12 protein-coding genes are annotated in these 13,632 nt (G+C 57.0%); 8 read left to right on the forward strand and 4 right to left on the reverse strand.

The genetic code is table 11. The annotated features are described in order from the left end of the window. The first annotated feature begins 3 nt into the window (after nucleotides 1–3). The 3 genes from ML541_RS16880 to ML541_RS16890 are packed head-to-tail and all read left to right on the forward strand — an operon-like array spanning nucleotide 4 to nucleotide 2,073. Entirely contained in the window at nucleotides 4–363 is a 360-nt protein-coding gene (locus ML541_RS16880) for a circadian clock KaiB family protein (RefSeq protein WP_243374705.1), read from the forward strand. 16 nt (nucleotides 364–379) lie between these two features. Continuing rightward, nucleotides 380–1,648: an ATP-binding protein gene (locus ML541_RS16885; protein ID WP_243374707.1), complete on the forward strand. Its 1,269-nt coding sequence runs from the start codon at nucleotides 380–382 to the stop codon at nucleotides 1,646–1,648. Nucleotides 1,649–1,650: 2 nt separating this feature from the next. Further along, nucleotides 1,651–2,073, forward strand: a complete 423-nt coding sequence (locus ML541_RS16890; RefSeq protein WP_243374708.1) for a response regulator — start codon at nucleotides 1,651–1,653, stop codon at nucleotides 2,071–2,073. 9 nt (nucleotides 2,074–2,082) lie between these two features. Here the strand turns inward: ML541_RS16890 and ML541_RS16895 are convergent, their stop codons facing one another. From ML541_RS16895 to ML541_RS16905, 3 genes are all read right to left on the reverse strand, one after another. Continuing rightward, entirely contained in the window at nucleotides 2,083–4,668 is a 2,586-nt protein-coding gene (locus ML541_RS16895) for a PAS domain S-box protein (RefSeq protein ID WP_243374710.1), read from the reverse strand. Between the two features lie 44 nt (nucleotides 4,669–4,712). Then, nucleotides 4,713–6,914: an ATP-binding protein gene (locus ML541_RS16900; RefSeq protein ID WP_243374712.1), complete on the reverse strand. Its 2,202-nt coding sequence runs from the start codon at nucleotides 6,912–6,914 to the stop codon at nucleotides 4,713–4,715. 384 nt (nucleotides 6,915–7,298) lie between these two features. Next, nucleotides 7,299–8,006: a PilZ domain-containing protein gene (locus ML541_RS16905; protein ID WP_243374714.1), complete on the reverse strand. Its 708-nt coding sequence runs from the start codon at nucleotides 8,004–8,006 to the stop codon at nucleotides 7,299–7,301. A 189-nt stretch (nucleotides 8,007–8,195) separates the two neighbouring features. On the opposite strand from ML541_RS16905, the gene ML541_RS16910 reads away from it, so the two are divergent. The 4 genes from ML541_RS16910 to ML541_RS16925 all read left to right on the forward strand — a co-directional run bounded on the left by ML541_RS16910 (nucleotide 8,196) and on the right by ML541_RS16925 (nucleotide 12,651). Further along, the gene (locus ML541_RS16910) at nucleotides 8,196–10,265 is read left to right on the forward strand and encodes a M1 family aminopeptidase (RefSeq protein ID WP_243374717.1); all 2,070 of its coding nucleotides are present in this window, start codon (nucleotides 8,196–8,198) and stop codon (nucleotides 10,263–10,265) included. Nucleotides 10,266–10,351: 86 nt separating this feature from the next. Continuing rightward, complete coding sequence (locus ML541_RS16915) at nucleotides 10,352–11,314, forward strand: HD domain-containing phosphohydrolase (protein WP_243374718.1); 963 nt, start codon at nucleotides 10,352–10,354, stop codon at nucleotides 11,312–11,314. An 85-nt stretch (nucleotides 11,315–11,399) separates the two neighbouring features. Then, the gene (locus tag ML541_RS16920) at nucleotides 11,400–12,233 is read left to right on the forward strand and encodes a rhomboid family intramembrane serine protease (RefSeq protein ID WP_243374719.1); all 834 of its coding nucleotides are present in this window, start codon (nucleotides 11,400–11,402) and stop codon (nucleotides 12,231–12,233) included. A 55-nt stretch (nucleotides 12,234–12,288) separates the two neighbouring features. After that, complete coding sequence (locus ML541_RS16925) at nucleotides 12,289–12,651, forward strand: DUF4124 domain-containing protein (RefSeq protein WP_243374720.1); 363 nt, start codon at nucleotides 12,289–12,291, stop codon at nucleotides 12,649–12,651. Between the two features lie 14 nt (nucleotides 12,652–12,665). On the opposite strand, the gene ML541_RS16930 is transcribed toward ML541_RS16925, so the two are convergent. Then, nucleotides 12,666–13,391, reverse strand: a complete 726-nt coding sequence (locus tag ML541_RS16930) for a YkgJ family cysteine cluster protein (RefSeq protein WP_243374721.1) — start codon at nucleotides 13,389–13,391, stop codon at nucleotides 12,666–12,668. A gap of 54 nt (nucleotides 13,392–13,445) precedes the next feature. Between ML541_RS16930 and ML541_RS18925 the strand changes: the two genes are divergently transcribed. Next, nucleotides 13,446–13,580 carry a hypothetical protein gene (locus tag ML541_RS18925; protein WP_279342553.1) on the forward strand — a complete coding sequence of 45 codons (135 nt, stop codon included), beginning with the start codon at nucleotides 13,446–13,448 and terminating at the stop codon, nucleotides 13,578–13,580. Nucleotides 13,581–13,632 lie beyond the last annotated feature (52 nt).

Consider the following 13,632-nt stretch of genomic DNA (forward strand, 5'->3'; position numbering starts at 1 on the left):
GCGATGGGGAAGAGAAAAAAAGACACAGCCGAGCCTGCGGACAAGGCCCTCAAGGACTTCGAACTGGCCCTGGAACGGACAAGTACGGGGAAATATCTCCTGCGCCTTTACGTCGCCGGAACTACGCCCAATTCCCGTCGGGCCATCGAGAACGTGCGGAAGATATGCGAGGAGCATCTCAAGGGGCGATACGAGCTTGAGATCGTCGATATTTACCAGCAGCCCATTTTTGCACGGGAAGGGCAGATCGTCGCGGCTCCCACCCTGGTGAAGGAGCTGCCGCCGCCGCTGCGGAAATTCATTGGTGACATGTCCCAGACGGAGCGGATTCTCCTGGGACTCGACGTGCGCCGGAAAAAGTAGCTGGATGGGAACCGGCATGGCAAAGGCCAAAAAAACAAAAGAGCAGCTCCTGGCAGAGAACGAAGAATTGCGCCTGCGCCTTGAAGAAGCGGAGGAAATTCTCCGCGCCATCCATAGCGGCGAAGTGGATGCCCTGGTGGTGAAAGCTCCCGGCGGAGAAAGAATCTACACCCTGGAAGGTGCGGATTTTGCGTACCGGGTTCTCGTGGAGTCAATGAACGAGGGAGCCGTCACACTTGCTCCCGACGGCACCATTCTCTACTGTAACCGGGTGCTGGCGACCATGCTCAGGGCCCCGCTGGAGAAGGTCATTGGTTCGGCATTCATTGATTTCGTTGCCCCTGCCGATGCCGCCGATTTCATATCCCTGATGGAGATGTGCGGGGAGGGGAGAAAGCGTGACCTGGATATGGTGACCGGGACCGGGGAGACCCTCTCCGTGTTGGTATCCTGCGCTGCCATGGAAGCGGACGGACGCCGGGGACTGACCCTGGTGGTGACTGACCTTTCGGAGCAGATTTCGGCCCAGCAGGCCCTGCAGGCGGAAATCGTCCGGCGCTTGCAGACCACGGAGGAACTGCGCCGAAGTGAGCAACTGCTCATGCACCAGGGGCGGCAGGCCGCCATGGGTGAAATGATCGGCAACATCGCCCATCAGTGGCGCCAGCCCCTGAACGCCCTGGGGCTGATGGTGCAGAAGCTGCAGCTCTTGAGCCGTGCCGGCAGCTTGAACGGCGAGTTCCTGGATGATTTTTGCAGTAGATCCATGGATACCATCATGCACATGTCGAAGACCATCGACGACTTCAGGAATTTCTTCAGGGGCGATCGGGAAAAGGCACCATTCAGGGTTCTCGATGTTATTCGAAATACGCTCTCCCTTATAGAAGGAACATTCTCTCAAAATCAGATTACCGTTCGCATCGATGCCGCAGGAGACCCTGTCATTACCGGTTACTCCAATGAATACTCCCAGGTTCTCCTCAATGTTCTTCTCAATGCCAGGGATGCCTTCGTCATGAGGGAATGCCGTGAACCTCGGCTCGTTACGGTGCGGGTGTTCCCGGAAGGGGAGCGGACGGTTGTCTGCATTACGGACAATGCGGGGGGGATCGACGATGCAATCCTGAACAGGATTTTCGATCCCTATTTCACCACCAAAGGGCCGGATAAGGGGACCGGTGTCGGACTTTTCATGTCAAAAACGATCATCGAAAAGAATATGAATGGCAGGATCAGCGCGTCCAACACCGGGAGAGGCGCCACTTTCCGGATCGAGGTTTGATTATGGCGGTATGTGAGAGAGACAGACGAGCCCGGATCCTCATTGCCGAAGATGATCCTGTCGCCAGCAACCTGTTGCAGAACCTGTTAGACCTGGTCGGTTTCGACTCCGATGTGGCGCCGACCGGAGTCGATGCGGTGAATATGTGGGAGCAGGGATACTACGACCTGATAACGATGGATGTGCAAATGCCGCGGATGGACGGACTGACCGCGACGCGCATCATCCGCCAGAGAGAGAAGGCAAAGGGAGAACATATCCCCATCGTTGCCATGTCAGCCCATACCTTCCGCGAGGACGAGGAAAAAGGATATGCCGCCGGCATGGATGCCTACCTTACCAAACCACTTGACCTGGATCGAGGATTGACGACCATCAGGGAGCTCATAGAAAAACAGCGGAGCACCTGCGACAGCCCGAATTAGTCCTTCCTATCAACTCCTTAAGGCCGGAATCGTGAAACAGAATGTCGATCCCTTCCCCGGCTCCGATTCCACCCAAATCCTGCCGCCGTGGCGCTCGACGATCTTCTTGCACGAGGCGAGACCGATGCCGGTTCCCTGATACTCGTCCTGGCCGTGGAGCCTCCTGAATATCTGAAAAATCTGCTCGAAATACTTCCTTTCAATGCCGATGCCGTTATCCTGCACCGCGAACAGCCATTCGTCATTATCCCTGCGGGCCGAAACGTGAATTTCCGGGGAGACATCCCTTTTCCTATACTTGATGCCGTTGGAAAGCAGATTCTGGAAGAGCTGCATGAGCTGTGTTTCATCCCCCTCCAAGACGGGAAGGGGGCCGCTGCCGATGCGGGCGCCGCTCTCCCGGATCACCGCATCCAGATTTGCCACGGCTGCAGCAAAGGGCTTGCCGGCATCAATGGGTGCGAAGCTGATGCCGCGGGAAATGCGGGAGTAGGCCAGCAGCCCTTCGATCAGCTTCTGCATCCGGGCGGCGCCATCGACGGCAAAATTGATATAGGTTTCCGCCTTGGCGTCCAGCCTTCCCTTGTACTTTCGTTCCAGAAGCTTCACGTATCCGGCGACCATCCTCAGGGGTTCCTGCAGGTCGTGGGAGGCGATGTAGGCAAACTGCTCCAGCTCACGATTCGACCGTTCCAGCTCATCCAGAACCCTTTTCCGCTCCGAAATATCCCGTACTACCGCCAGAAGCCTGTCCTTGCCCCCCAGTACCACCTTTTTCAGGCTTACCTCCACCCAAAAACGGGTGCCGTCCTTAGCCAGGGCCAGCCATTCCTCCAATTGCGGCTCTCCCGCTGTGGCGCGACGCCCCACCTCCATGGCCCGTTCCTGGGTATAACCAGCCGAAACGACGCTCAAATCCTCCACGTTCAGTCGCAGGACCTCCTCGTAACTGTATTTATACAGCTCCAGCACTTTCTGGTTCACGTCCAGAATGGCTCCCGATTGGGCGCACTGGACAAAGAGGCCGTCGTTGGCCGAGTTGAAAATGGTCCGATAGTTGGCTTCGGAGATTTTCAGGGCTTCTTCGGCCTCTTTCCGGTCCTGGATGTCCTCGACAATGGCAATGACCCGCGCCGGCCGCTCTTCCTCGTCAAGACAGGCGGCAGCGCTGACTCTCACCCAGACGACGGTGCCATCCTTGCGGATATTGCGTTTTTCGATGAAAAGGCTGTTCACCTCACCCGACAGCACCCGGTTCAGCTCCGAGACGTTCCGCTCCACATCGGCCGGGTGGGTTATGCGCATGAAATTGAAGTCTGGATGCAGGACCTCCATCTCTTCGTAGCCGAAAATATTGCAGTAGGCCCGGTTTACCGCGTGAAATCTGCCATGGACATCCATGATGGCCATGCCGATGGGGGCGTTGACGAAGAACTCCCGGAACCTTTCCTCGCTTTCCCGGAGCCGCTTGCTGAGGGTTTCCAGTTCGGCGGCATGTTTTTCGACGGCATTGCGTGCCTCGATGTGTCTGATGGCCAGGGAAGCGAGCTGGCAGAGCTGGGTAAGCATCACTTCGTCTTCTTCGTCGAATTCCCCGTTTCGTTTGTGGGAAACGAGAACCAGACCGTTTGCTTCCCTCCCTGTTCCTTCCAGTCTGGCACCCAGCAGACCGTTAAGCGGTGCATGCCCTTTCGGCAGTCCCCACCACAGCGGATGATTGACCAGCTCCTCCTGGGTCAGGCGAATGGTTCCCGCTTTTTCCAGGAGCTCCATGTAAACGCCGCCGTGGTCGACGGTGAAGGAGACGTCGGTGGGGCAGGGGGAGATCTTGGCATCGTGGGCTATGGCACCCAAGGTTATTCTTCCCATTTTGTAGCCATGGCCCGAGGCTGCAATCCGCGCATCGGTGACCGCCAGGGCTCCTTCGACAGTTCGGTTGAGGGTGCCTTCGATGGTGGTTTCACTCAGCACCCGGGATGAAACTCCCACGAGGATCATGAGCCGGTCGAGGGTCTGCAGAACCCTCTGTTCGTTGGCCTTGAGCGCTTTTTCGGTCAGGGCATAGTCCTTGAGCAGCAGGGCGTTCTTCAGGGCAAGGGTAATGGTGGATGCGGCTTTATTGGCGAAGTCAACCTCCATGTCGGTGAATTTCCGTTCCGGACGGTGGTAGTGGATGGACATGTTTCCCACCATTTTTTTACTGATGCTCAGGGCTACGTCGAGAATGGCGTTGATGCCGTAACGGTGGATCAGCTCACTGTTCACCCGGTCGTCATGGAGGGGATCGTTGATGACGACCGCCTTCCCCTGTTGCACTGCCAGTGCCGAGTAGGATAGCTCTTCCGCGGCCAGGCGCTTGTTCAGCATCTCCTCTGGCATCCCGTACGTGAACCGGGCGACCCAGCCGTGGTCCTCCTCCAGGAAAATAACAGCCGATTCGGCACCGACGGTCCGTGCAACCTCAACCACGACTTTGTTCATGATGCTGTCGATGTCAAGCTGGGAGTGGATCAGGATGTTGATATGGTTCAAGGCATCGCTGTATTTTTTGCCAAGCTCATTTTGCTCGGTGCTTTTCCTGTCTTGATCGGACATATGATCCTCGCGGGGCAGAAGGTTGGGATGCTTGCCGTCCATAGTCATTCCCCGGCTGTTCCGTGTTGGCGCCTGCTTTCCTCCGGCAGGTGCGGTACGGTAAAGGAAAAGGTTGATCCCTGCCCCGGTGCCGATTCAACCCATATCCTGCCGCCATGCCGTTCTACGATCCTTTTGCATGAGGCAAGACCGATCCCTGTGCCGGAATACTCGTCGCGTGTATGGAGGCGCTGGAAGATCTGGAAGATACGGTCGAAATATTGATCTTCTATGCCGATGCCGTTGTCCCGGACGGATACGACCCAGGCCTCGGCCGTGTGCCGTGCCGAAACCCGGACGAGCGGCTTTACGTCCTGGCGCCGGTACTTGATTGCGTTGCCGATCAGGTTCTGGAAGAGGATGAAAAGCTGTGTCCTGTCCCCCCAGACCACCGGCAGGTCGTCTGCCTCCACCGTTGTGCCGCTTTCGCCTATTGTTGCGGCCAGGGCGGTGGTCACCGCCATGACTGTTGTGTTTAGGTTCACCTCTTCGAATTTTTCCCCGCGATTGATGCGCCCATAGGAGAGCAGGTCTTCGATCAGGGTCTGCATCCGCTTTGCCCCTTCGGCCGCATAGTCGATATAACGGTCAGCATTCTCGTCCAGCTGCCCCCGATAGCGCTTGTCCAGCAGTTGGACATAACTGGCCACCATCCGCAGCGGTTCCTGCAGGTCGTGGGACGCTACATAGGCGAACTGCTCCAAGTCCCTGTTGGAGCGGAGCAGCTCCTCAAGGGTCCTCTTCAGCTCGTCTTCCGCCTGCTTCCGAACAGTGTAGTCGTGGACGATGCCCATGAGCTCCTTGACCCGGCCGTCCTCTTCCACCAGGGGCACGTAGGTGACGTGCAGGTATCGATTCCCACCGTCGCCGGCAGGGATTTCCAGTTCCAGGTGCTGCACGCTTGCCGTTTCCTGCGCCTTATTCAGGATCGGACGCCACCGGGTATACATCTCGGGCCATATCTCCTCATCCACTTGCCCGATCAACCGGGAAGCGGACAGGCCGATGGCCCGGACGGCGGCGGGGTTCACATACCGGATGCGCAGATCCTGGCCGAAGATGACGATCATGTCGGGAATGTTCTCCAGGGCGAGACGAAAGCGCTTCTCCTCGGCGCGCAGGTGAGCCGCCATCTCCAGGATGACCCGGCGCAACCGGCTGACCTCCAGTGGAGCTAGGGGATCATCGGGTGCTTCTGCTGTTGAGTCCCCCATGCCCCGGGTGGCCTTCTCCAGCCGCTGCAGGGGGAGAGCGATTGTGCGGGCCACCACGTAGGCCAGGAGAAAAGCCAGTGCCAGCGCGGGAATGGAAAAGCCGATTTCCCGGTAAAGGGCTTTCCGAACCGGCGTGAATGCCACTTCGACTGGGGTTCCTGCACCGACAAACCAGCCGATATCCTGCATGGGCACTCGTGCTGAAATCCATTCTCCCGTGCGCAGTACCGGTACGGCAATGCCGACCTGGGGCTTTTTCGTTTTCACCGCCATCTGCAGGATCGGGTCTTCTTTCATCCACTCTGTCCGATAGTTCCAGCGAAGGGTCTGATAGGTGCTGTGGTAGACAACAAAACCCCGGCTGTCGAAGATGGCGTAGGCACCCTTATCGAGCCGCTGCTGGGTGAGGGTCAGCTCGCCCAGCCGTTCCGGCTCTATGGTGGCTACGATTACCCCGCGAAGAACGCCCTTGACGCGGCAGGCGGTGGCAATGAAGAATGTCGGTGCAACAGTTTTTATTCCTTTGCGGCTGAGATCGCAGATGCTCCATTCCGCCCCGGCGGCAACTTTGGCGAAACAAGGTAGATGGGAAAGATCATTTCCCTCCATTCCCGGCTGGCTCGAAGCAAGAATCTTCCCCTGTGGACTCACCCAATTGAAGTTCCGTACGGAAGCATGATGGGAGGCGGTAGTCGTCAGGAGTCGTCTGGCCTTGGGCAATACCGGCGGCGAGAACATGTTTATTGACTCTCCGATGGAGTGGTTTTCACGCCAGACACCCTCCACGTATCCGGAAAATGCCATGGCTACACCCTTTGCCACCTCCAATTCCGTCTTCATCGCCTCCATCCGCCGCATTTTGTACCGATCGTTGTAGATCCAGGTCAGAAGCAGCCCTTGGGGCAGGAGTACGAGGGTGATGAGCAAGAACAGCCGTGCCCTGATGCCCGCCGGCAGTACCCTGGCCAATCCCTTTATTTGTGTCTTTGCCATGACAGGATCTTTGCCGTTCACCGCGCCCGTTCCATTTTATTAATTTTAAAATTAAATCATTATAATTTTACACCGTTGGCGAAACGTTAACAATGGCCGGCAAGGACGCAGCTTCCCTTTTGGAGAAGCGACGATCCGGATGTCCGGAATCCCGGCCTACAGGAAACGAGGGTCTATTCACATGGCTGAAATCGATTGGGAGAGGACGACAAAGGGAATGAGGTTGGCTTGTGGTTGAAGTATAGAGAGGGAGGGTGACGTCTGCCTAAAACCGGCAGCCTGTTCCCAGGCTGCGTTTACGGCTCCTAGGTTTGGCTAGGCTCGAGTTGCCGCGCCCCCGGGTGATGAACCTGGCATGTGGTGCTGGGCTAATCGCTCAAGATGTTAGCTCTTCTCCCGCAGTTCCCGGATTATCTCCAACTGGCGCTGATAGATGAAGACGGAGAGGATGCGTTCTGACTCGGAGGTGTGCTGAAAGGTCAAGGCACACTCGTGGGGCGGCCCGGGGCCGATCCGTACCATCTTTGCCGGCACGTCGATCTCCACCACCTTCCCCTCATGCATGATCTTGATGTGCAGGCTCAGGTCTTCCGCCGTTTCCAGATTGCTGCCGAGAAGGGTCGTCAGACTGCACCCGCCGAGGGATATGTCACGGACGACGCCGGGAACGGTCTTGTCGTCTGCATGGAGGTTGATGTTGAGAGGAATCCTCAGCTTGACGCGCACCGTGTTTCGCTTGTCGATCAATACTTCGGCATAGGAAAAATTGCCCAGGCATACCAGTTGGTGGGGTAGGTCCAGGTAAACCAGCCGTCCTATGACACTCATGTTGAAAAAAGGCGCCTGAACGATGGTTTCCGTGCTGTTGGCGATGGCTGCCACCTGCAGGGGGGTCGCCTTGAATTCGACGTTTTTCCCCCTGAAATCGAATATCGTGGCGTTGTTGCAGATGGGGAGCTCTTTGTAAATATTCAGCAGCGAAATGGACGGATTGGTTTCCCTGGCAAAGACGTCCCGGAAAATGGCAAGAATCGCCGCTTCGTCGTCACTTTTGGAGGAGAGGATGACCTCCCTGTAAGCAGATAAAGTCATGGTATTTCTCGGTCCAGAGGTTGTCGGTGCTCATGGGCTGTTATTTTTATGTCCTTTATTTCGGGGTCTTATTCTCCTTTATCGGCTACAGCCATATGAGCATTAATTTTTTTATTGCCGGTTCAAGGCATGGAAGGCGGGCATATTTGGTATACTTTACCGGTAGTTATCACATGGATGGAGGATTCCGTGAAGGCTGCCCTTCTCATCGTCCGTATCCTTTTGCTGGTCCTGCTGCCAACCTTTCCCGCCCTGGCCGCCGACCCCCTGCCGGTGGTTGAACGCCAGGAACTGAGGGTGAACCTGGTACCGGATCGGCATCTTCTGGAGGGAGAGAGCCTCGTTACCTTTGCTCCCTTTGCCGGACGGGTTTTTCTGAATCTCTCTTCAGCCGCTGCCATCGACCGTATTTCTGTGGCAGGCAAGGGGGTACACTATACCTTTTCCGGCGGTGCACTTGCCGTGGACCTGCCGAAGGAAAGAGGAAATGCCCCGGCAACGGTCCGCATCGCCTACCGCATAACCTATGGAAAGCAGGTGCCGGAGCATCCCGCCAGCAGCGAGGACCCCACCTATGGCGTGACCGGCTCCATAACTCCCGCCGGAGTGTTCCTCGGCAGCGATGCCGGCTGGTATCCGGACCCCCAGGTATTGCCCAAATACCGCAAAGTTAAGGTTACCGCCCCGGCGGGGATGGAAGCGGTTACTTCGGGCAAGCGCCTGGAGCGTGAGACCGGGAAGAAGGTTTTCCGCTCAGTTTGGGAGGAGAAGCGGCCGACAGGGGAACTTTCTCTGTCAGCTGGTCCCTATGATATCAGGGAACGGCAGGTGAACGGGGTGGCGATTTATACATATCTCTATCCACAGAACGCACGGCTTGCGAAAACGTACCTGGATGCTGCAGTCAAGTACATCGGCATGTACAGCAAGCTTTTCGGCCCCTACCCATTCGACAAATTTGCCGCCGTGGAGAATTTCTTTCCCACCGGTTACGGCTATCCCTCCTACACCCTCCTGGGGAGCACGGTCATCCGCCTGCCCTTCATCGTCGATACCAGCTTTCCCCATGAAATAGCCCACTGCTGGTGGGGCAACGGCGTGCGGGTTGACTACCGGGAAGGAAATTGGTCCGAGGGGCTTGTCACCTATCTGGCCGACTATCTCCTTGAGGAGAAGAAATCTCCTGCCGCTGCCCTCGATTACCGCCTGCGCCTGTTGAGTGAGTATGCATCGCTGGTGAAGCCCGACCGGGACTTTCCCCTGCGGCACTTCATGGGGCGCGTGGATGCCCCTTCCCGTGCCGTTGGCTACGGTAAGGCCGCCATGGTTTTCCACATGGTGCGCAACAGGATCGGCGACAAGGCTTTCTTCGGGGCGCTGCAGGATGTATTCAGGGAGAAACTGTTCAAAACCGCCACCTGGAGTGATTTTGCCAAGGCATTTTCCCGTCGTGCCGGAAAGGACCTCTCGCCATTCATGACCCAGTGGCTGGTCCGGCCGGGGGGGCCGCATCTCTCCTTCGAGGGGGTGACCCTGAGGCGCAAAGGAAGGGGATGGCAGGTCTCCGGAAACATCGTTCAGCAGAATTCGCGCCCTTATGACCTGACGCTGCCACTGCGGGTGGAGGGGAAAAACGCGTCGGTCCTGGAGAAGGTGCCCCTTTCCGGCAGAACATCTCCATTCAGGATTTCCCTGCTCAGCCGACCGCGCCGTGTCATTATGGATCCTGATGCAGAGGTTTTCCGCGTGCTCTCTCCGGAAGAGCTGCCGCCGACGGTGAACCTGGTCAAAGGCTCCGGGAAACTCGCCCTCGTGGTTACCGACACCTGTCAGGCTGAGGAGGGGACGCTCCGCGATCTTCTCCAATCCTTGGGGCAGGGGGCGGCACCGGTTGTGTCCGAGGAGAAGCCGGGCATCCGCCTTGCCGACTACGATTTGCTCTTTTGCGGAATGCCGCGGCAAAAGAATTTTCCCCTCGAATTTCCCGCCGGTATAGGTGCGGCGCCCAAGCAGTTCACCCTTGGCGGAGACCGCTACAGCGATTTTTACGACCTGCTTTTCGTCGTCACCCGTCATCCGCTCGCCGAGGACAGAACGGCCGCCCTATTTCTTCCCCTTTCCCGGGATGCCGCCGACAAATATGCCCTGAAAATCACCCACTATGGCAAGTACGGCTATCTGGCCTTCAGCGGTGGCGAAAACCGGCGGAAGGGTACCTTCTCCCCCGCGGGCAACGTGGTGGAATTCGAGGAAAAATGACGCAAATGCTTGAGCTGTGCACTCCTCCTGCCGATAAGTTATGTAACGGACTTATGTGCAAGAGCCCATGAGGTGGAGGAACGAAAATGAACGAGTATTACGTGCCGGTAGCTATCGAGAGCATCGAAGCGGATATATTTCCTGACATTGCCCTGTTTCTCAAGAGTGGCAATAATTATGTGCTGTACAAAAGCCATGGAAGAAATTTCAATCTGGAAGACGCCGCCCGGCTCATGGGCAACAGTGTCGCTTGTCTCTATGTGCGATCGGCGGACATGGAGGCCGTGACCGAATACATGGAAAGCAATGCGGGGCGGTTGCTGAAAAGTGACGTATTCGACGGCAAGACCAAGGGAAAGATCATCTACCAGACTTCTATCAACTATGTGGGTGATCTTTTTCAGCATCCGGAAAAGGTGGAAGACTTCGACCGGAGCAGGCGGTTGATGGAAAACCTCCTGCTGTATCTTTCGTCGGACCGGGAAGCCCTGCACTCCCTGGAGACGGTCATGTCATATAATTACCACACCTTCATCCACAGTTTGCAGGTGACGGCCCTTTCCATCCTTCTCCACGCCAAATTATATCTCATTGCCCGTGACGAACTGGAAGATGTGGGCATCGGCACCCTGCTCCACGATTTTGGCAAAATCTTCGTTCCCCAGGAGATCCTGAACAAGTCGGTAAAACTGACAGAGGCCGAACTTGCCCAATTCAGGAAACACCCGGAGGAAGGCTATCGGTACCTGAAGGAGAAAACCAGGTTCAGCGAAATATCTCTGGATATCGTTCGCTATCACCACGAGCGTAACAACGGCACCGGCTATCCACACGGCCTCAGGGGAGCGCAAATCCCCCGCAGCGCCCAGGTGTGTTCCCTCTGCGATCTGTACTGCACTCTGACCATGGACCGTACCGGCCGAAAGGCGCTGCCTCCCAACATCTCACTGAACATCATCAGGCAGGAGATGAGGGATTCCTTCAACAACAGGCTCGTGGACGCTCTCGAATCGCTGGTCTGCGTGGAGGACACGGCCATGTCGCTGTAGCAGCGCTGCGTAAAAACGACGATCAGCATTTGACCTCGGGCTTCCATGGGGCTATAGTGCGGAAAAATTCCTTTCCGAGGTGGAAATGTCACAACGTGCCATGCTTTGCCCTCGATGCCGGCGGCTGATCGGCAGCAGCGAATCTTCCTGCTCCTGGTGCGGTACGCCACGCCCCAAAGGGGTCTGGCGCATTTCCGCCTGGACCCGTGGCGCATTGGACGGCGACTGGCTGATCAAGGCCATTATCACCGGCAACATCGCGTTTTACCTCCTCTCGCTGCTTCTGGGCGCCCGGGGCATCTTGGCAAACCCTCTCAATCTGCTGTCACCGGACCAGACTGCCCTTATGCTGCTGGGGGCAACCGGCACGTTCCCCATCGAACGTCTTGGCCGGCTCTGGTCGCTGGTCTCAGCCAATTACCTCCATGGTGGCATTCTCCATATTTTCTTCAACCTGATGGCCCTGCGTCAGATTGCCCCGTGGGTGATCCAGGAATACGGCCCCAGCCGCATGTTCACCATTTATACCCTGGGGGGTGTCTGCGGATTCTGGGTATCCTATCTTGCCGGGGTACCCTTTACCATCGGCGCCTCGGCGGCAATCTGCGGCCTGATTGGGTCACTGCTCTATTTCGGTAAAAGCCGGGGGGGGACCTATGGTGCGGCTGTCTATCGCGAGGTAAGTGGGTGGGTGGTGGGGCTGGTGCTGTTCGGTTTCGTTTTTCCCGGAATAAACAACTGGGGCCACGGTGGCGGCATTGTCGGCGGCATTGCCCTGGGAAAGCTGCTTGGCTATGAGGAGCGGCGCCGGGAGAATGCGCTTCATCACTTGCTTGCTTTGGCCTGTGCCGTGGCAACCGTTGCCGTTCTCGGCTGGGCGGTATTCAGTGCCTTCATGGTCAAGGGAGCAAATCTCTAATGTGCAGATTTTACGACGAAAACACCGTTGCCGGAAAGAGAGAGGAAAAGGAAAGATGGTGAAAACTGTACTGCTTTTACTGGTGCTATTTGCTTCCGCTGCCCAAGCGGAGATTTATACCTGGAAGGATTCCCGGGGAGTTACCCACTATACCAACAGCACCGTTGAAATCCCGGCCCGGTACCGCGCCAAGGCAAAGGTCCTGAATCTGGGGCCGGAGCAGAAGGACCAATCGGCGGCACCACCTGCTTCTTCGCCTGCTCCGCCTGCGGCTGCCGTGCCTGCGTCTCCTCCCGGAGCCGGAACCCAGATACAGCTTACTCCTTCCAATCCCTCACCTGCTGCCGTTCCTGCACCGCCTCAACGGGATCGGCGGCCGGGCGTGCGGCAATCGACTGCCGTTCTGGAAACGGACTAGCAGATAGTTGCATTCTAAATATGATCCACCGCAATAAGGAATGGATTGAACAGTCGGGCCTGGTGCAGAAAGTCCATGGTTATGTCGTAGCCGTGGCACATGATGTTTCCCAATCCGTGCTCCGTTTCCAGATAAAGGAGAAAGGGGAGGTTTCCGGTGACGGTGAAGCCGAATTCTTCCGCCATGACCAGCGCGGTGCGGGACTCGAATTGCTCCCCCAGGTCCCTGCTTGCCGCCAGGTAATGCATGGGGAACGCCACAACCTCCCGGTCGAGGCTGTCCATGAAGGCTTGTTTTTCGGACCGGGAGAGCAGGGAAAAATCCGTTCCGCACCAGTTGCTTTCCATGGTGGACAGCAGCGAACGGCACGAGAAGGGTCTCTTACCATAGACGCCGCAAGCACCGTCGCCATTAAGCAGTGGACAGAAACCGATGACCGTGCGCTGCATCCTCAGATACCCTTTCAGGTCAGAGATCTCTCCCACATGTCTGAGAAGTTTTTCCCCATGGGATTTGACCCTGAAGATCTGCTCATCCGTAAGGATTTCCGCCACGCACAGGGCCTCCACATAGGTGCTGTTCACGGCGAGATTGCAGCATTCGCGGCACCCCTTGTGACAATGGATATGTCTGCCGGATGTGCTGTATTTATCCACAAGCCGCCGGGTCAGGCCGTCGAACAGTTCATACTGTCTTTTCGTTTCATCGCGCAATAGCTGCCATCTCTTCTCTTTAGCCATGGGCAGAGTCTAAAGGGAGGAGGAGGGCGGGTCAAGAGAAATCAGGGGCATGGCTTGGGACTGTTCCGTTACCTGGGGCTCGCCATCGGCGATCTGTGCGGCCTCTGTCTCGCCCTGGCCCCTTTCCCTCTCTGGCGCCTGGAGGAGACGGTTCACAAGGACCTTGACTACTTTGAGGACTTCCTGTAGCGTTAAGATCTGATACTGATACACTTGCAGATGTAATGTCACCCATGAAGAT

This window comes from Geotalea sp. SG265, assembly GCF_022808985.1.
Classification (GTDB): Bacteria; Desulfobacterota; Desulfuromonadia; order Geobacterales; family Geobacteraceae; genus Geotalea.